Origin of the sequence: Pseudarthrobacter sp. P1 (assembly GCF_050156935.1) — a bacterium.
Lineage (GTDB): Bacteria > Actinomycetota > Actinomycetes > Actinomycetales > Micrococcaceae > Specibacter.
Map to the genome: position 1 here is coordinate 3340291 of NZ_CP189584.1, position 18230 is coordinate 3358520.

At 67.2% G+C, this 18230-nt stretch carries 17 protein-coding genes, 1 tRNA gene and 1 pseudogene; 11 read left to right on the forward strand and 8 right to left on the reverse strand.

Annotated features, from left to right (window positions below):
* The first annotated feature begins 35 nt into the window (after positions 1-35).
* From ACQCSX_RS15820 to ACQCSX_RS15840, 5 genes and pseudogenes are all read left to right on the forward strand, one after another.
* Positions 36-1600: pseudogene (locus ACQCSX_RS15820) on the forward strand (IS1182 family transposase).
* Between the two features lie 573 nt (positions 1601-2173).
* Complete coding sequence (locus ACQCSX_RS15825; protein ID WP_427016224.1) at positions 2174-2467, forward strand: hypothetical protein; 294 nt, start codon at positions 2174-2176, stop codon at positions 2465-2467.
* A 212-nt stretch (positions 2468-2679) separates the two neighbouring features.
* Positions 2680-2764: transfer RNA gene (locus tag ACQCSX_RS15830), tRNA-Ser, on the forward strand.
* A 257-nt stretch (positions 2765-3021) separates the two neighbouring features.
* Positions 3022-4104 carry an alkene reductase gene (locus ACQCSX_RS15835; RefSeq protein ID WP_427016225.1) on the forward strand — a complete coding sequence of 361 codons (1083 nt, stop codon included), beginning with the start codon at positions 3022-3024 and terminating at the stop codon, positions 4102-4104.
* A gap of 69 nt (positions 4105-4173) precedes the next feature.
* Positions 4174-5259 (forward strand): alanine racemase, encoded by a 1086-nt coding sequence (locus tag ACQCSX_RS15840; RefSeq protein ID WP_427016226.1) that lies wholly within the window; start codon positions 4174-4176, stop codon positions 5257-5259.
* On the opposite strand, the gene ACQCSX_RS15845 is transcribed toward ACQCSX_RS15840, so the two are convergent.
* The 3 genes from ACQCSX_RS15845 to ACQCSX_RS15855 all read right to left on the reverse strand — a co-directional run bounded on the left by ACQCSX_RS15845 (position 5256) and on the right by ACQCSX_RS15855 (position 7329).
* Positions 5256-6164: an oxygenase MpaB family protein gene (locus ACQCSX_RS15845; protein ID WP_427016227.1), complete on the reverse strand. Its 909-nt coding sequence runs from the start codon at positions 6162-6164 to the stop codon at positions 5256-5258. The two genes, ACQCSX_RS15840 and ACQCSX_RS15845, sit on opposite strands and share 4 nt — an antisense overlap.
* A 39-nt stretch (positions 6165-6203) precedes the next feature.
* On the reverse strand, positions 6204-6614 hold the full coding sequence (locus tag ACQCSX_RS15850) for a VOC family protein (RefSeq protein ID WP_427016228.1): 411 nt from the start codon (positions 6612-6614) through the stop codon (positions 6204-6206).
* 115 nt (positions 6615-6729) lie between these two features.
* The gene (locus ACQCSX_RS15855) at positions 6730-7329 is read right to left on the reverse strand and encodes a TetR/AcrR family transcriptional regulator (protein ID WP_427016229.1); all 600 of its coding nucleotides are present in this window, start codon (positions 7327-7329) and stop codon (positions 6730-6732) included.
* Between the two features lie 99 nt (positions 7330-7428).
* Here ACQCSX_RS15855 and ACQCSX_RS15860 point away from each other — a divergent pair, with 99 nt between their 5' ends.
* Positions 7429-7911 (forward strand): DUF4188 domain-containing protein, encoded by a 483-nt coding sequence (locus tag ACQCSX_RS15860; protein ID WP_427016230.1) that lies wholly within the window; start codon positions 7429-7431, stop codon positions 7909-7911.
* A gap of 25 nt (positions 7912-7936) precedes the next feature.
* Positions 7937-8398 carry a glutathione peroxidase gene (locus tag ACQCSX_RS15865; protein ID WP_427019071.1) on the forward strand — a complete coding sequence of 154 codons (462 nt, stop codon included), beginning with the start codon at positions 7937-7939 and terminating at the stop codon, positions 8396-8398.
* A gap of 54 nt (positions 8399-8452) precedes the next feature.
* Here the strand turns inward: ACQCSX_RS15865 and ACQCSX_RS15870 are convergent, their stop codons facing one another.
* Positions 8453-9337 (reverse strand): hypothetical protein, encoded by an 885-nt coding sequence (locus ACQCSX_RS15870; RefSeq protein ID WP_427016231.1) that lies wholly within the window; start codon positions 9335-9337, stop codon positions 8453-8455.
* A 141-nt stretch (positions 9338-9478) separates the two neighbouring features.
* Here ACQCSX_RS15870 and ACQCSX_RS15875 point away from each other — a divergent pair, with 141 nt between their 5' ends.
* Together ACQCSX_RS15875 and ACQCSX_RS15880 are read left to right on the forward strand one after the other, a co-directional pair.
* On the forward strand, positions 9479-9778 hold the full coding sequence (locus tag ACQCSX_RS15875; protein ID WP_427016232.1) for a type II toxin-antitoxin system VapB family antitoxin: 300 nt from the start codon (positions 9479-9481) through the stop codon (positions 9776-9778).
* A complete protein-coding gene (locus tag ACQCSX_RS15880) occupies positions 9771-10628 on the forward strand; it encodes a LytR C-terminal domain-containing protein (protein ID WP_427016233.1) in 858 nt (285 codons plus the stop codon). The genes ACQCSX_RS15875 and ACQCSX_RS15880 overlap by 8 nt, the downstream gene beginning before the upstream one ends.
* Positions 10629-10634: 6 nt before the next feature.
* Here the strand turns inward: ACQCSX_RS15880 and ACQCSX_RS15885 are convergent, their stop codons facing one another.
* Complete coding sequence (locus ACQCSX_RS15885) at positions 10635-11267, reverse strand: TetR/AcrR family transcriptional regulator (RefSeq protein ID WP_427016234.1); 633 nt, start codon at positions 11265-11267, stop codon at positions 10635-10637.
* 226 nt (positions 11268-11493) lie between these two features.
* On the opposite strand from ACQCSX_RS15885, the gene ACQCSX_RS15890 reads away from it, so the two are divergent.
* A complete protein-coding gene (locus tag ACQCSX_RS15890) occupies positions 11494-11769 on the forward strand; it encodes a helix-turn-helix domain-containing protein (protein ID WP_427016235.1) in 276 nt (91 codons plus the stop codon).
* Positions 11766-12998 (forward strand): type II toxin-antitoxin system HipA family toxin, encoded by a 1233-nt coding sequence (locus tag ACQCSX_RS15895; RefSeq protein WP_427016236.1) that lies wholly within the window; start codon positions 11766-11768, stop codon positions 12996-12998. The genes ACQCSX_RS15890 and ACQCSX_RS15895 overlap by 4 nt, the downstream gene beginning before the upstream one ends.
* Here the strand turns inward: ACQCSX_RS15895 and ACQCSX_RS15900 are convergent.
* The 3 genes from ACQCSX_RS15900 to ACQCSX_RS15910 are packed head-to-tail and all read right to left on the reverse strand — an operon-like array spanning position 12958 to position 18204.
* On the reverse strand, positions 12958-14208 hold the full coding sequence (locus tag ACQCSX_RS15900; protein ID WP_427016237.1) for a Wadjet anti-phage system protein JetD domain-containing protein: 1251 nt from the start codon (positions 14206-14208) through the stop codon (positions 12958-12960). The two genes, ACQCSX_RS15895 and ACQCSX_RS15900, sit on opposite strands and share 41 nt — an antisense overlap.
* Positions 14198-17611 carry an ATP-binding protein gene (locus ACQCSX_RS15905; protein ID WP_427016238.1) on the reverse strand — a complete coding sequence of 1138 codons (3414 nt, stop codon included), beginning with the start codon at positions 17609-17611 and terminating at the stop codon, positions 14198-14200. Before ACQCSX_RS15905 ends, ACQCSX_RS15900 begins: the two co-directional genes overlap by 11 nt.
* A complete protein-coding gene (locus ACQCSX_RS15910; RefSeq protein WP_427019072.1) occupies positions 17608-18204 on the reverse strand; it encodes a DUF4194 domain-containing protein in 597 nt (198 codons plus the stop codon). The genes ACQCSX_RS15905 and ACQCSX_RS15910 overlap by 4 nt, the downstream gene beginning before the upstream one ends.
* Positions 18205-18230 lie beyond the last annotated feature (26 nt).

Sequence of the window (18230 nt, forward strand, 5' to 3'; positions counted from 1 at the left end):
CTGGACTTGCGGGGCTGGTCGTTAAGACTGGTGGGATGCAAGGAATTGAGGACGCCCAGCGCGGATTTTTGGCTGTGGAGGCACTGGCCGGGGAGCCGTTGGCCCGGGCAGTGCCTCCGCGTTTTTGGCTGAACACCGGAACCGGTTGTTCCCGGATTCGATGATGGAGGACCTTTTCACGTCATCGAGGGGCCGGCCGTCGATCCCGGCGCCCGTGATCGGTTCGGTGCTGGTTCATCAGGCGTTGGAGGGGCTCTCGGACCGGGGAACGGCCGAGGCGCTGACCTTTGATCTGCGGTGGAAGGCTGCGTGCGGGTACGGGCTCAACGAGGCCGCGTTTCACCCGTCGACGTTGACGTATTGGCGCAAACGGTTGGCCGCGAGCGGGCGTCCGCACCGGATCACCGGAGCCGTCTTTGAGGTCATCACGGGGACCGGTGTGTTGAATGGTCGGCACCGTCGGGCCGTGGATTCCACGGTCCTGGATGATGCGGTGGCGCGGCAGGACACGATTACGCAGTTGATTGCCGTGATCCGCCGTTTCGGCCGGGATATCCCGGATGGCAAGAGCCTGCTCGCGGTCCACGCTCCCGGGTATGACTACACCAGGGTCGGGAAGCCCGATATTGCCTGGGACGGCAGGGAAGCGAAGAACGCCCTGATTTCCGTACTGGTGACGGACGCGCTGGCATTGTTGGGCGCCGTGGACCCGGAAGGGCTGGAGGGCCCGGCCGCGGAGACGTATGCGTTGCTGGCGCTCGTTGCCGGGCAGGACGTGGAACCGGCCGAAGGCTCGGACGGCACGGACGGGCGCTGGCGGATCGCCAGGAGGGTGGCCAAGGACCGGATCATTTCCATCGTCGACCCGGAAGCGCGGCACGCGCACAAGTCCCGGTCGGTCCTGCGCGATGGATACAAGGCCCACATTGCGGGGGAACCCGAAACCGGGCTGATCACCAACGCCGCGGTCACGAAAGCCGCCGGGGACGGTTCCAGCGACGGGGATGCCGGCCAGGAATTGCTGGCCGCCGACCCGTCCATGGATGAAGGCGCCGGGTATCAGGTGCTCGGGGACTGGGCGCATGGTTCCGGCGCCATGCTCGAACACCTGGAAGAGGCCGGGCACCAGGCGCTGGTGAAACCCATGCCTCTGCGCCCCGCCGTTGCGGGCGGATACATCCTTGATGATTTCGCTTACGACCCCGAGAAGGGGACCCTGACGTGCCCGAACGGTTTGGTCCGCAAGATCAGCCCCAAAGGCAACGTGAACTTCGGTTCTGAATGCAACGGCTGCCCGCTGCGTCCGCAGTGCACGAAGGCCAAGAAGGGCCGCAAACTTGTCACCACCGAACACCACGGCCGGCAACGGGCCCGCCGGGCCGCGGCCCGGGAACCAGGCTTCCAGCAGGACTACCGGCAATACCGGCCCCTGATCGAACGATCCATAGCCTGGCTCGTCGCCAACAACAACCGGCGCCTGCGATACCGCGGCACCCAGAAAAACCATGCCTGGATCCGGTTCCGTGTTGCGGGACTGAACCTCAAACGACTCCTGAAACTGGGGCTCACCAACGAAAACGGGGCCTGGACCATCGCCTAACCCTGTCAGGGGAAGACCCTGACCCGTCAAGCACCCGCCACCATGGCCCCGCCCGACTTCAACGGCCCCGCCAACGCCCCCAAACACGTGAAAACCAGACCGCCGGACACCCGCCGACAACGGCCACGTGGCCGGCTCAAGCGCCAAAAAGCCCGAACCGGCCACTCAAATAGCCCGTAGTTCAGCAGAGTCCCAGGGATCTTTGCCACCGGGCCGCGACACGGCGGCGACATTTCCGCCACACGGCTGTCATGTGGCTGTGACAATGTTGTAAAGTCGTGGCAGGACCCCGGCCCGCGGGAGCACGGCTTGGGGTTCTAACGGTCGATGGCCGCCTCGCGCGGACATCGGGTGTAGGAACGGTCTGCCTTCCAGAGGACCGAAATGAAATAAGGGTGGTTGGGCTTGAACGGGGTCCGGCCACCCTTATTTCATGCCCAAAATTTCATGCCCAAAAACGGGGTGCCATGCCCCATTGCGCCCGTCCCGATGCTCTATTGACCGTGTTTTTGGCCGGGTCTAGCGTTGGATTGGCACCGAAATCTTCGCCTGCCGCCTCTATGGGAGGTCACCATGGCCATTGCAGTAGTTATGGATTTTGCCGGCGGCACGCTGGACCAGTACGACGAGGTCCTCAAGCGTGCGCAGTTCGCCGCGGAGGGTGCGGGTTCGCCCGGCGGGCTGTTCCACTGGGTCGCAGCCACCGACGGCGGGGTCCGCATCACGGACGTCTGGGAGTCGCGGGAAGTGGCGGACGCGTTCTACCAGGACCAGCTGGGGCCCATCACCGCCGAACTCGGCATCGTCGAGCCGGAGGTCTCGTACTTCGACGTCCACAACTTCCTGACGGCCGGGCCGTCGGCCTGAATCCGGGGGCGGGCGGCACAATCCATCAACCAGGCGCCTCCGGTGTGCACTTGCCCCGGTGCCAGAGAGCGCGCCCGACGGCGGCGCCTGGCATGTTTCGTGCGCGGCAGGATCCGATGCCCGGGTGTGCGCAGGCCCGGGGTTTTGGCCGATTCGTTGTTTGGGCCAAGTGTCAGGTACTCTTGAACCTGCCGTGTTCGCCACGGCAGCCTGGAGGATTCGCCTAGCGGCCTATGGCGCACGCCTGGAACGCGTGTTGGGTTAACGCCCTCGGGGGTTCAAATCCCCCATCCTCCGCGCAACTGGAAGCGGCTCCGACCTTACGGTCGGGGCCGCTTTTGCTTTGCCCGGACCCGGGGTTGGATGCCCGGCAGCGCCCGGATGGGCCCACAAGCGAGGGCCCCCTGTGAGCGGAGCCGCCAAGGAAGTCACTTGGGTGGGCCCCTGAGGGCGAGGGCCCCGGTGAGCGGAGCGAACAAGGGAGCCCCAGGGAATATGTGCCCGGGGCAACGGGTTGCGCCAAGGGAACCTGAATCCCTGTGAAAGAGGCACCCTTGAAGCTTTTCTCCCCGCTCGCCCTCGGCGGCATCGAAATCCCCAACCGCCTCGTAATGGCACCCTTGACCCGAGTCCGGTCCGGCCGCAATGGTGTTCCCGGCCCCTTGGTGGCCGAACACTACGCCCAGCGCGCCAGCCTTGGCCTCATTGTCAGCGAGGGCACGTATCCCAGCCCTGCCGGCCGCGCCTTCCCGGGGCAGCCCGGCCTGGTAACGCCGGAGCAGGTGGCCGGCTGGAAAAAGGTCACCCACGCCGTGCACGATGCCGGTGGGCGGATCTTCGCCCAGTTGATGCACGGCGGCCGGGTGAGCCACGAGAGCACCACCGGCGGCCACCAGGTGGTTGCCCCCAGCGCCATCGCCATCGACGGTGAGACCCGCACCTACGACGGCAAGCAGCCCTTCCCCGTGCCCCGTGCCCTGGAGGCGGCTGAACTGCCGGGCATCGTGGCGGAGTTTGCCGCGGCCGCCCGCGCGGCCATCGAAGCCGGGTTCGACGGCGTCGAGCTGCACGGGGCCAACGGTTACCTGTTGCATGAATTCCTCTCGCCCGCCGCCAACCAGCGGACCGACAGCTACGGCGGCACGCCGGTGAACCGCGCCCGCTTTGTGGGCGAAGTGGCCCGTGCCGTCGCCGCGGCCATCGGCTCCAGCCGGGTGGGCATCCGCATTTCCCCAGAGCACAACATCCAGGGCGCGCTGGAGACCGATCCGGCCGACGTGGCGGCCACCTATGGCGCGCTGATGGACGAGCTGGCACCGCTGGACCTGGCCTACCTGAGCGTCCTGCACAAGGCGCCGCTGGAGGGCCTGGTGCAGGGGCTGCGCGCCCGGTTCGGCGGCCCCGTGCTGCTGAACACCGGATTCTCCACCGTCACCAGCCGCGAGGAGGCACTGTCGCTGGTGGATGGTGGCCACGCCGATGCGGTGGTGGTGGGCCGGCTGGCCATCGCCAACCCGGACCTGGCCCGCCGCTGGGCCGGGGACCTGCACCTGAACGAGCCGGATGCATCCACGTTCTATGGCGACGGGGCCGCCGGCTACACCGACTACCCGTTCTGGGATGCAGGGCTGAACTAACGGCTTCCGGCCGCCCCGGAAAGATGCCCCGGGAGGACAGCCCGGCGGCAAGGGTGGCACCATGGATCCATGCATGAAACCACCTTTGCCGCAGGCCTGCCCTCCACACCCTTCCTTGCCGTGGAGGCGGGGATCATGGAACGGAACCTGGCCGCGATGGCCAAACACGCCGCCGACGCCGGGCTGTCCCTCCGTCCGCACGCCAAGACACACAAGGTGCCCCAGATCGCCCGCAAGCAGCTGGAGCTGGGCGCCGTCGGGCTGACGGTCGCCACACTGGGGGAGGCGGAGGTGTTCGCCGACGCCGGCTGCACCGACCTGTTCCTGGCCTACCCGCTGTGGGTGACCGGGGCCCGGGCTGCCCGGATCCGCGCGCTCGCCGGACGCGCCACGCTGAGCCTTGGCATCGACTCGGCGGAAAGCGCCCGGGAGCTGGGACGCGCCGTGGCCGGCAGCGGCGTCCGCGCCGTCGTGGAGGTCGACAGCGGCCACCACCGCAGCGGCGTCCAGCCCGCCGACGCTGCCGAGGTGGCGCTGGCCGCCCAGGCCGCGGGCCTCGACGTCGTCGGCGTCTTCACCTTCCCCGGGCACGGCTACGGGCCGGGCAAGCGGCCGCAGGCTGCGGCGGACGAGGCGGCCGCCCTGGCCACAGCGGCGGCGGCCCTCACCCGAGCCGGGCTGTCCGCCGCCGTCATCAGCGGCGGATCCACGCCCACGGTGGCCGGCGCCGATTCCTCGGTGCTGACCGAGATCCGCCCCGGTGTCTACGTCTTCAATGATGCCCAGCAGGTGGAGCTGGGCAGCTGCACCTTCGAGGACGTCGCGCTGTCGGCGGTGGCCACCGTAGTCAGCAGCTCCGGCAACACCGTGATCCTCGACGCCGGCTCCAAGGTTTTGGGGGCCGACCAGCCGGCCTGGGCCACTGGTTGCGGGCGCATCCTGGAGCATCCCGAGGCCCGCATCACCGCACTGTCCGAGCACCACGCCACGGTGGTCTTCCCCGAGGGGGCGGCGGTGCCGGCCCGCGGCAGCATCCTGCGCGCCATTCCGAACCACGTATGCGCGGCCGTGAACCTGGCCGATGAGCTGGTGGTGCTGCGCGAGGGCGTGCTGGAGGATGTCTGGCCGGTGGCCGCGCGCGGCCGCAACAACTAGCCCACGCCCAGGCGCGCCAGCCGGGCCCGCGCCGCCGTTTCGCTGGGGCCCACCCGGCCCAGCGTGCGGTGGATGACCGCCAGGGCCACCCGGGCGGCGGTTCTGGCGGGCAGCGGCACTGGTCCCAGATGTGCCGTCCGCAGCCCCAGCAGCTCCCGGTGTTTCGGTTCCAGCGAGCTGACGGCGGCGGCAAAGAGCACGGCGTAGCCTGGCCGCAGCAATGGATGCAGCGGTGGATGCCTGAGCAGGGCCACCACCTCGGCGACCCGCGCGTCGGCCCGGAGTGCCCCGCCGTCGTACCAGGAATCGAGCATCCGGCGCAGCTCGGACTCGGTCTCCGGGGGATCTGCCACGACCATGAGCCGCCCGGCCTGGGCCCATTCGTGCACATAGGCATCCGGCCCGCCGGGGATCGGGCCGCCCCAGATGTGGTGTGCGCCCAGGAACGCATCGGTGAAGGCGGCATGGACCCAGCTCAGGAGCTCGGGGTCGGCGGCGGAATATGCCCGCTCGACGCCGTGCCCGTCAACGTAGCTTCCGTGGACAAGCCGGTGCAGCTGCTGCACGCGCCCCGTGGCCTCCCGGGCGGCGTCCGTGGAGCCGTAGGTCACGGTGAAGATCCAGCGGATGGTGCTGGCGAGGCGGCCGAGCGGATCCTCGCGGAACCGGGAATGGTCGTAGACGCCGGCCAGCGCGCCGGGGTGCAGGGCCTGCATCAGCAGCGCCCGGATGCCCGCCACGATGGTGGGCATGGCGCCGTGGACGGCCCAGGTGGCCGAGCCCGGCAGGAAGTACCCGGCGTCGGTGCCGTCGGCCAGCCTGGGCACCCAGTCCGGCGTGCCGTCCGGGCTGCCCGTCAGCGTGCGCCGCAGCTCGGCCCGGAAGGTCTGTGCGAAGTTCGCCATGGCCTATTGTCCCGCGCGGGCGGCCGGGCGGACCGACTCTCAGTGGGCGATTTCCCAGATGTGGCCGCCGGGGTCCTGGAAGCTGGCTGTCCGGATACCCCACGGCCGGTCCATCGGGCCGTTGAGCAGTTGGACGCCGCGCCGGGCCAGTTCGGCGCACGTTGCATCAACGTCAGGCACCTCAATGGTCAGCTGGATGCGCGCCCCCGCGTCGGCACCGGCAACCGCGGCCGGCCCGATGAGGTCAATAGCGGCAGGACTGGCCAGCAGGTTGACCAGCAGGTTGCCGAAGCTGAAGACAGCGGAGTCGGGATCCTCGAACGCCACCGGCAGCCCGAACACCTCCCGGTAGAAGCCCTTGGCCGCCTCAAGGTCATCGACAAAGAGCGTGATCGCCGCGACGCCCTTCGGCCAGGCCTCTGCCGTGCCGTCCGCTGGATTCTCCGCCATGGTGCTCCTTCGCTGCCTTTGCCGCCGTGCCCCACAGCCTAGCCCCCTGCGCCGGGGCGTGGCACGGTGCAGCGCCGCAACCTGGGGAGGCGGATGCGCCTGGCACTCCCGGGCGTCAGGTGCGCCAGCCGCGGATGGACGCCGCCAGCGCGGCCTCGTAGACGGGATTCCAGTCCGTCCCGTCCGGACCCATGCCGGCCAGTTCCAGGCTGGCCAGCCCGTGCACGATGCCCCACAACGAGGTGGCGATGAGCTCGGCCGGCTCGCCGCGCAGGGCGCCCGAAGCCTGTCCGCGCCGGACGGCATCCATCAGCGGGGCCAGTCCATCCGCCGCGCAGGCCAGGGTCTCGGGCGAGCGTACATAGGCGTTGAGCGCGCCGCTGAACATCAGCGAGAACAGCACCGGATTGGCTAGTGCCCAGCGCCGGTATTCGCGGCCCAGCGCGGCCAGCTCGCCGGCGGCGGGTCCGTCCATGAACCCCGCGGCCACCGCATTCTGCGCCGCCGTGAACGAGCTGAAGCTCGCCACCACCACGGCCTCCAGCAGCTGTTCCTTGCCGCCAAAGAGGGTGTAGACGGCGCTGGTGGAGGTGCCGGCGTCGGCGGCGAGCTGGCGCATGGACAAGGTGTCCACGCCGTAGGCGTGCACGGTGGCCGCGGTGCGCTCCAGCAGCTGGCGGCGGAGGTCGTCGTCGTGCGTTTTAGGTCTTGCCATAGATGGATTATTGCATAACACTGTTTTATAACACCGTTTTCAATCGGTGGTCCGCCAGCTGGCCCCGGACTCCGGGTGTCGGCACCGCAGGAGGTTTCCATGGCAGCACAGGTGTTTCCGGGCCGCTACACCGTCCCGGCCGACGGCGAGGACGTGACGGTCTTTCTGATTGGCATGCGCATCAACAAGCCCTGGCAGGTTCGCCGTTGGGCCACGGTGGCGGCGGCCATGCCGCGGATGCTCAGGCATCTGGCCCAGCACCCGGAGGCCGGCATGCTGGGCTTCCAGAACTGGTTCGGCCGCACCACGGTGCTGGTGTCGTACTGGAAGTCGCCGGAGCATCTGCGTGCCTTCGCCGCCGACCCCAAGGCGCCGCATGCGGCACCCTGGCGGGCGTTCATGAAGGAGATCGGCGCCAGCGGCGACGTCGGGGTGTGGCACGAGACCTATGTGGTGCGTGCCGCGGACCGCGAGTGCATCTACGCGAACATGCCGCTCTTTGGCCTCGCCGAGGCCGCCGGGCACGTCAAGGTCGGCGCGGGGCGTAACACGGCTCGCCAGCGCCTCGGCAGTGCCGGATAGACTCGGCACCGTGACTACTGCAACGATGCACAGCATCCCCCTGTCCCTGAACGATGGCACGGAGACCGACTTCGGCCGCTTTGCCGGCAAAGCCGTTTTGGTGGTGAACGTCGCCTCGGCCTGCGGCTTCACCCGCCAGTACGACGGACTGGAAGCCCTGTACACCCGGTTCAAGGACCGCGGGTTCGAGATCCTGGGCGTCCCCTGCAACCAGTTTGGCGGCCAGGAGCCGGGCACGGACGAGGAGATCGGCGAGTTCTGCCGCCGCAACTTCGGCGTCACCTTCCCGCTCACGGCCAAGACGGACGTCAACGGCGCCGACCGGCACCCGCTCTACGCCGCCCTGGCCGGTGCCGGGGAACCCATCGAGTGGAACTTTGAAAAGTTCCTGGTGGGGCCCGACGGCGCCGTGCTGGTCCGCTTTGCCTCGAAGGTCGAGCCCGAGGCGGCCGAGCTCGCCACCGCCATCGAGTCCGCCCTCGCCTGACCCACCGGGCACCGCCCAGCCCAACTGGGGGGCAGTTGCTGCGCCCCAGTTGTGTCAGCTGACGGCTTCCAGCCAGGCGTGCAGGAAGGCGCCGCCGGCGTCGTCGTGGATCACCTCGGGGCCCAGGTCCAGATCGGCCGCTGTCAGGACCATGTACGGCTTCTCCGGTACGCCGTCGGCCGGGCGGACATCCACATGCTTCACGTCGTGGTCCTGGTGGTGCAGCCAATCGGCCATGGCGTAGTCCGTGCGGGAATCGCCCATGGTCCGCCAGGCCTTTGGCGTGATGCCCTGCGCGGCCAGCAGTTCGACGGCGCGGCTGGCGCCCAGGTCCTTGCCGACGCGGATGGATTCGATGTCCGTGGAAATGATGGTCGGATCCACCCGGTAGTCGACGGTGTCGTCGCTGCCGGGCACATGGTGGTCCAGGCGCACCACGCCCAGATCGTGCCGGGCCATGATCGCCATGGCATCGGCGTCGAACAGCGTCTGCTCGGACAGATAGCCGGCATTGGACACATCCACATGCTGCTCCACGGAGACCATGGCGCGCTTGGTCTCGTCGAAGAACATGTGTGCGGCGTAGTCCTCGGCCACCAGCCGGCGGATGTCATCGCCATAGGCCGCGGGCATGGCCAGCGTCGCATCGACGTGGACCGGGCCGGCGCCGTCGGGCGTGAACGAGAACCAGACGGCGCCCTTTTCACAAATGGCGTGCACCACGGATCCGGCCGGCAGGCCCACGGCCAGCATCGGCTCCATCACCTGCTCCTTGATGAATGCGTCCGAGCGGCCGGTGTTGAACACCACCGGAATGCCGCAGGCCACCAGGGCCAGAAGGTCGGCGATGATGCCCGCGGGCACCTGCCGGGTCACGGGGCTGGCGATGGGGCCGTCGACGTCGAGGAGCAGGGCAAGGGGTGGGGTCAGCATGGTCATGGCTCCATGATCCCAAACCTGCGCGCGCATTGCCCGCCCATGAAGTCGCACGGCCGGGTCTGGGTAACCTTTTGGCAACACGTCCCGGCGCGCGGGCCCTCCTACCGCCCAACGCCCGTGGCATGTCTCTACTCTGGGTAGGTGATCTTCAAAGCAGTGGGCGACAGACGGCCCTACCCGGACCATGGCTACTTGACGCCCAAGGACTGGGCGTCCGTGCCGCCCCGGCAGGTGCGTCTGGCGGACCTGGTGACCACCAAGGCCACCCTCGACCTCGAGGCGCTGTTGGCTGAGGACTCCACGTTCTTCGGCGACCTCTTCCCGCATGTGGTCCAGTGGCGGGACACCTTGTATCTGGAGGACGGGCTGCACCGGGCCGTCCGCACCGCCCTGCACCAGCGCACCATTTTGCATGCCCGTGTGTTGGTGATTGATGACTGAAGGCACCCCGGGCATCCCGCCCCGCATCCCGCCCAAGCCCCGTCTGTCGCCCAAGGACCTGCACAGGCAACAGGCCAAGGATGAGCGGGCCGCGGCCAGGGCTGCCGAACAGGCCGTTAAGGATGCCAAGTTTGAGCAACGCCAGGCGCTCAAACACTCCACCGACATCACTGTCTTCAACGGCCACCACGTCATCGGTGCCCGCCAGCTCAAAGAGGCGTTTCCCGATGACCCCGACGACGCCGTCGAGAATCCGGTCCGCTTCCGCCACCAGCTGGTGCACGGAATCACCCTGACAGTGCTGGCCGCCGTGCTGGTCGCCGCCGTCGTGCTGGCCGTTCTGGTCTCGCGCGGCCAGCTGAAAATCTTTGCCGGTGACAGCACCGCGGCACCCACCCCGCACTGCCCCACGGGCACCTTCGACTATCCGGCGAACGGCACCGTCCACGTGAATGTCTACAACAGCACCCGACGCGAGGGGCTGGCCACCGGTGTGGCGGACCAGCTGGCGCAGCGCGGCTATCTGGTGGATAGCGTGAAGAACAAGGCCACCAACTACCGCGGCACGGCGGTGGTGGTCTCCGGGACCAAGGGGCAGGGAGCGGCCTTCAACCTGCAGCGCAATGTAGCCGGCGCCGGCACCGACTACGTCCAGGACGACCGCTCCGACGCCACTGTGGACATCTACCTGACCAGCTCCTACACGGATCTGGTGGCGCCGCCATTGGTGGACCAGACGCCGGGGCAGCTGTCCTGCCCGCGCTTCAGCCCCACGCCGTCGGCCACGACGACGGCGCCAGGTTCCGTTCCGGCGCCCGCGGCTCCGGCGCCTGCGGTCCCGGCGCCGTAGCGCCGGTCAGTCCAGCTTGAGCGGACGGCCGTCGTCGTCGAACGCGGCACCCACGCCGGCTTGGATGAAGCGGACGGTGATGCCAATCTTCTCCTCCAGGTCCTCGTCGGCGGCGTCGCGGCCGCGCGAGGCGCTGGCCGTCAGCGAAGCGTGGACCAGCTGGGCCAGCGCGTCGATGTCACCGGCGGGCAGGTAGCGCTGGTCCATGCCGTCGCGCAGGATGTCCTGCAGCAGCGTATTCAGCTCGCCCACGTGCACGGCCAGCCGCTGGAAGGAATCGGAGGAGAGGACCGAACGCATCGCCGGGCCCGGCGGCAGGTGCCGGCGGGCCAGGTCCTGGATCTGCGAGCGGACGTAGACGGCCAGCCGGTCCACGGGGTTGTCCAGTCCGGCCAGCTCTGTCTTGAGGTCGTTCAGGAACCGGCCGGTTTCATCCAGCGCATAGGCCACCAGCAGCTGTTCGAGGTCCGCAAAGTAGTTGTACACGGCCGTGCGGCCCACGCCGGCGCGGCGGGCGACGTCGGTCATGGTCAGGCCGGGCAGGCCATGGGTGAAGAGCAGGTCGCCAAACGCGTCGAGGATTTTCCGCTGCGTCTGTTCGCGCTGTTCCGCGTTGGTTTGTGCAGCAATTCGAGGCATATAGACACTTTACCGGCAAAACGTCAGTAAAAGTTGCGTGTCGCCGGTGGTCGCCTGCCCTGTCCGCCGTTCCCGGTGGCAGTGGTGTGGATAGAGCCTGATCCAACTGTTTTGACGTTGATATTGACGTCAGACGCGTTGACGTCAATATCAACGTCAAGTACTGTGACGTTGATATTGACGTCACAAGGGGTGGCGGAACAGGGCGGACGATTGCAGGGTTGACATGGTGCTGCGGGGCGAAGTTCGAAATGCCGAATCCTTGGGCGGCATGCTGCAGCAGGGGCGGTTGCTTCATGGACTGACCCAGCGCCAACTTGCCGAACAGCTGGGGATAAGCCAGAAGTATGTGTGGGAAATGGAACAAGGCAAGCCCGGGATCTTCACCGAGCGGCTGTTCGACATGCTGCGCGCCACGGGAGTCCGGCTGGTTGCCGAAATAGATGACCCCCGCGATGCCGGTGGTGGTCTGCCAGGCTCCGGCATAGGGCGGGAGCCATGACCGCGCTGCGCGTGGAACTGTACGGCCAGTTGGTCGGCTGGCTGTCGGGACCGGATTGGCGGACCTTTGACTTCCACGCCGAGCCGGCGGCAGTGGACGAATTCGGGCTCGGCAGCACGGTGGTGTCGGAATCGGTGCCGCTCTCCGCCGTGGCGAACCGCAGCCGGGCGAACCGGCGCCGCAATTTCTTCGGCGAATTGCTCCCCGAGGGGCGGATCCTGGTGAATCTCGCGGCCCAAGCTGGCGTACGGGAACACGACGTTCTCGGCCTGTTGGCCCACTATGGCAGGGACGTGGCTGGAGCCGTCCAGATCTATGACCCTTCGCGTCCGGGCGAGCCGCGACGCCCGCGGACCAAGGCTGTCACGGACACGGAAATTGGTGCCTTGTTGCTGGACACGGCGGCAGCGCCCCTCGGCAACAACCCCCTGACGGGCAAGACGTCGCTGGCCGGGGTCCAGGACAAGATCGTGCTGGCACGGGTGGCGGGAGCTTGGCACCGCGTGCTGGACGGCTTCCCGTCCACGCACATCGTGAAACCTGCATCCAGGGAGTACCCTACGGTGGTCTTTGACGAAGAGTATGGGGCCAGGGCCGCCCGCTCGCTCGGGTTGGCGGGCGGGGCCACGTGGTTGGCGGAGTTTGGCGAGGTCCCCGCCCTGGTCATCGAACGGTTCGACAGATCGCCGGACCCGACATTGGGCAGGATCCACCAGGAGGACATGAACCAGGTCCTCGGGGCGCATGCCAATGAGAAGTACCAGGAATTCGGCGGCAAGGTCAGCCTGGCGAGGGTCGCGGCCGTCTTCGCGAAGAACGGTGACACCGGGTCCATGGAACGGTTGCTGAGGCAAACCGTGGTTGCGGTGGCCCTGGGGAATGTTGACATGCACGCCAAGAACATCGCAATGCTGCACTTTCCCGATGGGCGTGCCACCCTCGCGCCGGCGTACGACATGGTGCCAATGCGCCACCAGCGCAACGACGGGCGCATGGCATTGTCCATCAACGGCGTCTATCCGCACGATCAGACCACGGCCGCAGACTTGGCGGCGGAAGCGGAGTCGTGGGGGCTGCGTGGCACCGCACCGCAAGTGGCCGCGGCGTTGGAGGAGATGGAAGCGTTCGCAGCCCGCGAGGTGCCGGACCCGCGGGCCCACCCCGGACTGCAGGCAGAAGTGCTTTCCTTTACGCGGAACCTGTTGGCCGGGAACCCGGCGGGTGCGTAGGCCCGGCTTCCGGCAAAGGCCGAGCGCAGGCTTCCAGGATTTTCCCAATGGCATAGTCCCACCGCACGTGTTCCTGCTCAAGCCGCACCGCGGCGGCGTACTCGTTGCGGCACAGGCGGTTGTACACCAAAGACTCGGCCGGCTCCAACCTCGTCAGCATGGCCGTGGACTGGCTGGAATCGGCACCCCAGAAGTCCCGGTGTGCCAGGAGTGTTTGCTCGTCCATCATCAGGCTTTGCACATGGGGGTGGACGGCGCGCAGCTGGTCCAGAATCCTGTACCCATGCGTGTCCAGGTCTCCCCAATAGTGCACACCACAGTGGCTCAACCAGGCCGCATCCGCCAGGGCGGCGAATCCATAGCCGCCGCCATAGAGGGCCAGCGTGCCCGGCACCGGTGGAAGGGCCAGGAAATTCGTGAGGTTCTCGGTTGCCACCACGTGCCGGACGCCCAGCTCCAGGGTGGCAAAGGCCTCGGCGGTCACGCTCACGTCATGTGCGCGCCCAAATGGTGCCATGCCTGGATCCAGCAGGCGGAACCGGACGAGCTCGGGTTTGGGCACAAATCCGTGCCGCGCAACAAAGTCCGCGCCATCGGTGGCCCGCCCGGGTGCCAGCACCGCCACCATCTGGTCGATGACCCGCCGGTGTGCCTCCACAAATTTGGTGTGGACGCCGGGAAGGGAGAGCTGCCGCAGATAGATCCCCGGCGCCGGGTTTTGCACCAGCCACTGAGCCACGCTGCCGGCCGTTAGCGCCCGGCCCGCCAGCTCGACCAGCTTGAGTGGATGCCGCTGCGCCCACCCGCCCAGCAATGGGTCCATCCCGGAAAGCTGCGCCGCAAGCCGCCCAAACGTGGCGGCAGCCTCCCGCATCCCGGCAAACGCGATTTCGTCCTGGACGGTGGCGAACACCGCGGCGGCTGGCACCTGGTTGGCCCCCGCCGTGTTCCGGCCGATGGTCACGTACTCCAGCGAGTAGCCGGCCTTCCCCTGGGCGCCCGCAGCCAGATCCGCGGCCCACGCGCCTACTTCCGGGTAGTGGTCGCGCAGCTGCGCCGCCGTGGGATGCTTCAGCGTGCGACGGCGGGGGTACGCTCCGCTGGGCGAGAGCAGCTCCCGCAGCAGATCGCCCGTGGTCCACGCCTTGCGCACCTGGCCCCGAAGCTCGCCGACAGTGGTCCACGGGGCCGCAGGGGCACTAGTGCTCACGGCGCTCGCGCTCCGCCCGGTACTCGTGGATGGTCATATTGCGCAGCTGGGAGTCGTCGCCGCTCCGGTTGGCCACAAACCCGACATTGGCCACGAACGGTTCTATGACATGGATTTTCTGCAGCGGCGTGACAATCAGCAATTGCAGTTTCATGCGTTGGAAGAGTTCCAGTCCGTAGCGGGCGGATTCGTCGGATCCGCGCCCAAACGCCTCGTCTATGACCACGAATCGGAAGCTCCGGTTGCCGCCGGTGCCCGGACCGGCCGCCAGGCCAAACTGGAACGCCAGCGCGGCGGCCAGGATGGTGTAGGCAAGCTTCTCCTTTTGGCCGCCGGATTTTCCGCCGGAGTCCGTGAAGTGCTCGTGCTCCTCGCCCGTTTCGGTCCAGCGCTCCGAGGCGGAGAACGTGAACCAGTTGCGGACATCCGTGACCTTGGCCGTCCACCGTTCATCCAGTGCGGTCAGGCCCGTCCGGCCGCGGAACCGTTCCACCAGCTTTTCCACCTGCAGGAATTTCTGTTCGGAGTACTGCTCCTGGGCGCCGATTGTCCCTTCGGAGCATGCCCGCAGCTCGATGCCGAACTCACGGACATCCGGGTCCGAGGCCGATTGGTGCTCCAACTGGATGTGCCGGCCGGGGTTGTATTCAATCCGGGCCAGCGAGGCATTGATTTCACCGATGCGGGAGATGATGTCCTGCCGCCGGGCATCGAGGAAGGCGTTGAAGGCCACGATCTCGTTGATGGTGTTTTGGGTTAGGGATTCCTTGAAGTGCTCGGCAAACCGGGGCAGGTCGTTGTCCACCAGCTGTGCCAGGAGCGTGTTGAATTCACCTGCGGCCTCCAGTGAGGCATCGATGTCCGTTGTCTGGGCCGGATACTTGTTGCGGAACTCCGCCATTTGCCGGACGGTGGTTTCGGCGGAGCGGATCACCTGCTTGTTGAGGGCATCGATGGTGTGGGTGAGCTCGGTTCGAACACGGCTCTCGATCTTGTCCGTGTTCTTGTAGGTGAGCACTTCGGTCTCCAGCGCCGCCGAGGTGAGCCTGTCCAGCTGGACCAGCAAGCCGGCGTCGTCCGTCAGCGGGGCCTCGGCAAGTGACTGCCGGCAGTTTTCAATCTGTTCCTCTATTTGCTCGGACGCATTGGCATTGCGGCCAATGCGCTCCTGCAGCGTAGCGAGCTTGTCCATTAAACGGTTCAGCCGAACAAGTGTTTGGGCCTCCCTGGCGGTGAGCTCGCGCAGGACGTCGCTGGAGGATTCCAGCAAAGTCTTCTCCTCGGCCAGCGCCTCAATGCTGCGTGCAGTCAGCTGCCAGCCCAGCTCTGAGAAACTCTTCACCGCGCCCACCGTGCCCAGCTGCCGCTGCGAGCGGCCGAGCTCGCCCAGCTCGGCATCGGCACGTCCCATCGCCGCGATGGCAGTGGTCAACCGGCCTTCAGCCTCGTCCAGGGCCGTGCGCAGCCGGGCGATCTTGTCGTGGTTGTCCCACCCGAGGACGTAGTGGCTGCGGTCCCTCAGATCGCGCCGGTCATCCTTCTCATGCCGCCCACGGCCGCCCTTGAGCTGGCCGTTGAGGGTCAGGGCTTTGGGATGGCGGCGGAATTCCGCCAGGTTGTCGCAGCAATGGTGGTCGAAGCGTCCCGCCAGCTCGTCGAGCAGGAAATCCCGGAATGAAGTTCCCGGCTTGATCAGGATCTTGCTTGCCAGGCTCCCGGCCGCTGGTTGGCGCGCCGCGGGCGGTTCGCCCACCTTCAGGTACACCAGCCTGGCGCGCAGGTTGTTGCCATCCACCCAGCCGCTGACCGCCTCGTAGTGGTTTGCCGTCACCAGCAGGGAGAGGGCAAAGCCGTGCAGGGTGCGTTCGGCCGCGCCTTCCCAGGCGCCCTCGGATTCGCGCACACGCAACAGCTCGCCGGCGAATGGCAGCTGCTCCTCGGCGATTCCGGTGCCCTTGCACAGCTGCTGGCGAAGCCGGATCAAGGTGTCCGGGAGCAGGTTTTGCCGTCCCTGCAGGCTCTTGAGTTCCGTGCCCAGCTGCTGGGCCAGTTCTTTTGCCTCCGCGCGCTGCCGGTCCAACCCTGTCCGGCGTTCCTGAAGGTCGGATCCGGCAGCCGCCAGCCGTTCCTCTACGGCCTGCAGCTGGCTGGCATTGGCATCAAAGAGCACGCGGTCTTCGGGGACGTGCAGGCCCAGCGCCTGCGCGGCTGCGGCATACGTCTCGAAACGGCTGCGCTGGGTTTTGGATTCGACGGCCAGCCTGGCCAGTTCGGCGTCGATCGTGGCCAAGCGTCCGCCGCCGCTGGTCCGGATGTCATCGCGCAGCTCGGACAGCTCCAGATTGACCTGCCCGGCCTCGGCGGACAGGGATTCACGGTCCGTGTCCAGCCGTGCAGCCGTGCGCTGGAGTTCCACCAGGTGGTCTTCGCTCAGTGCCAGCCGCCGGGCCGCAAACCACGGCCCCAGCTGGTCACGCTGGCCGCGGCATGCGGATTCCTCCACCGACAGGCTGCTGTGGCGCCCGGCGTTGTCACGGATCGGTTCCAGCAGCCGGATCTGGTCCTTCGCGCGTTGGACGGCTTCGTGGGCCTTTTTCAGGTCATCGAAGTGGTGCAGCAGGTTCTTGATCCGCGACTCGACGTCATCCTCATCCAGCATGTTGGTGCGGACAAAGTGGGTGATGTTCTCCACCTGCTTCATCGACACCGTGCGGTGGAAGAGATCCATGGCCTGGGCCGAGCCAATGCCAAAGTGGCGCTTGAAGGCGGACGAGTATTTCTCAAAGGCGTCAAACACCTGGACCCCGGCGGTGCGCAGCCGGCGCTTCAGCTTGGCCGTGTCCTGGCCGAAGTCGGAGAAATCCCCGAGGATCGACTGTTCACCCTCGGCAATGGAGTAGAACCGGTTGGGCGTACCGGCTTCCTGGGTGGCCCACAGGGTGATGGCCAGGGTGACGGACTTGTCCAACACTGCATTGTGGAAGACGCCAAGGACCACGGTGTAGGTCCCCGGTCCACGCAACGCCACCGGCCGCGAATGTTCGCCGGTGCTGCTTCGTGCACTCTTGTGGTGGCCGCGCACATAGGACATGAGGCTGCGTTCGCGTTTCTGCGCCCCGGCAGCCTTGTTGTATTCGATCTTGTTCGCCGGCAGCAACAGGGTGGTGACGGCGTCCACCACGGTGGACTTTCCCGAGCCAATATCGCCGGTCAGCAGACTGTTTTCGCCGTCGAGCCGGAAGGTGCGAACACTGCCGTTGAAGGTGCCCCAGTTGAGCAGCTCCAGGCGGTGCAGCCGGAAACCGGGCTGCCGGCCGCCGTCGTTGGTAGTTTCCGTGGTGTTGGCTTCCTCCGTGCCGATCTCGTCGAGGCTGAACAATCCCGGCTGCGATTGGATGCTCATGCTGTGCCACCTTCCAACGACGTGCGGTAGTCGGAGAGCCGCGCGTCGAACTCTTCGAGCCATTGGGCGTCCACATAGGCTTTGAGAATACGGGCCACCTCATAGGTTTGGTCCTGGCCGCGCAACTTGCGCAGGAAACCAAGCTCGGCCACCTTCTTGATGTTGGCGGCAAGCTGGTCCATGAGGCGTGCCTCATTGCTGGATTCCGGCAGGAAGACGGAGACCATGTCGCGGATCTGCGTCTCCGTCATGATCAGCCGGGTCTCCGCGTTCTCCTGGTCAAATTCGGCCAGCCTGGCCCGCAGCAAGGCCAGCAGCAGGCTCACATTGAACGTCAGCTGGCGCCGGGGGACCAGGCGCGGCAGGGTTGAATCGGCACCCGCACTTGAGCGGAGGAACGCATAGCCCTCTGCCTCATCGAGCACCAACTCGAGCTCCAGAACCGCCACGTAGTCCCGTGCCTGGGCCGACAACTCGCTGAGCGCCTGCCAGATCTTCTCATCCGCTTCCCGGTAGAGGACGCCCTTGAACAGCTTGGTAATGACCAGGGGCAGCTCGTCCGCGGGCGGGGCTAGGGTGTGTCTCCTAATCAGTGGTTTTGCGGTTTGGCATGATTGAT

Excerpts from the sequence above, each read along its gene's own strand:
- ACQCSX_RS15905 (WP_427016238.1), bottom strand. The coding sequence starts at position 17,611 with ATGAGCATCCAATCGCAGCCGGGATTGTTCAGCCTCGACGAGATCGGC.
- ACQCSX_RS15895 (WP_427016236.1), top strand. The coding sequence starts at position 11,766 with ATGACCGCGCTGCGCGTGGAACTGTACGGCCAGTTGGTCGGCTGGCTG.
- ACQCSX_RS15845 (WP_427016227.1), bottom strand. The coding sequence starts at position 6,164 with ATGGCGAACTTCGCACAGACCTTCCGGGCCGAGCTGCGGCGCACGCTG.
- ACQCSX_RS15825 (WP_427016224.1), top strand. The coding sequence starts at position 2,174 with ATGGCCATTGCAGTAGTTATGGATTTTGCCGGCGGCACGCTGGACCAG.
- ACQCSX_RS15865 (WP_427019071.1), top strand. The coding sequence starts at position 7,937 with ATGCACAGCATCCCCCTGTCCCTGAACGATGGCACGGAGACCGACTTC.
- ACQCSX_RS15855 (WP_427016229.1), bottom strand. The coding sequence starts at position 7,329 with ATGGCAAGACCTAAAACGCACGACGACGACCTCCGCCGCCAGCTGCTG.
- ACQCSX_RS15870 (WP_427016231.1), bottom strand. The coding sequence starts at position 9,337 with ATGACCATGCTGACCCCACCCCTTGCCCTGCTCCTCGACGTCGACGGC.
- ACQCSX_RS15850 (WP_427016228.1), bottom strand. The coding sequence starts at position 6,614 with ATGGCGGAGAATCCAGCGGACGGCACGGCAGAGGCCTGGCCGAAGGGC.
- ACQCSX_RS15880 (WP_427016233.1), top strand. The coding sequence starts at position 9,771 with ATGACTGAAGGCACCCCGGGCATCCCGCCCCGCATCCCGCCCAAGCCC.
- ACQCSX_RS15860 (WP_427016230.1), top strand. The coding sequence starts at position 7,429 with ATGGCAGCACAGGTGTTTCCGGGCCGCTACACCGTCCCGGCCGACGGC.
- ACQCSX_RS15885 (WP_427016234.1), bottom strand. The coding sequence starts at position 11,267 with ATGCCTCGAATTGCTGCACAAACCAACGCGGAACAGCGCGAACAGACG.
- ACQCSX_RS15890 (WP_427016235.1), top strand. The coding sequence starts at position 11,494 with ATGGTGCTGCGGGGCGAAGTTCGAAATGCCGAATCCTTGGGCGGCATG.
- ACQCSX_RS15840 (WP_427016226.1), top strand. The coding sequence starts at position 4,174 with ATGCATGAAACCACCTTTGCCGCAGGCCTGCCCTCCACACCCTTCCTT.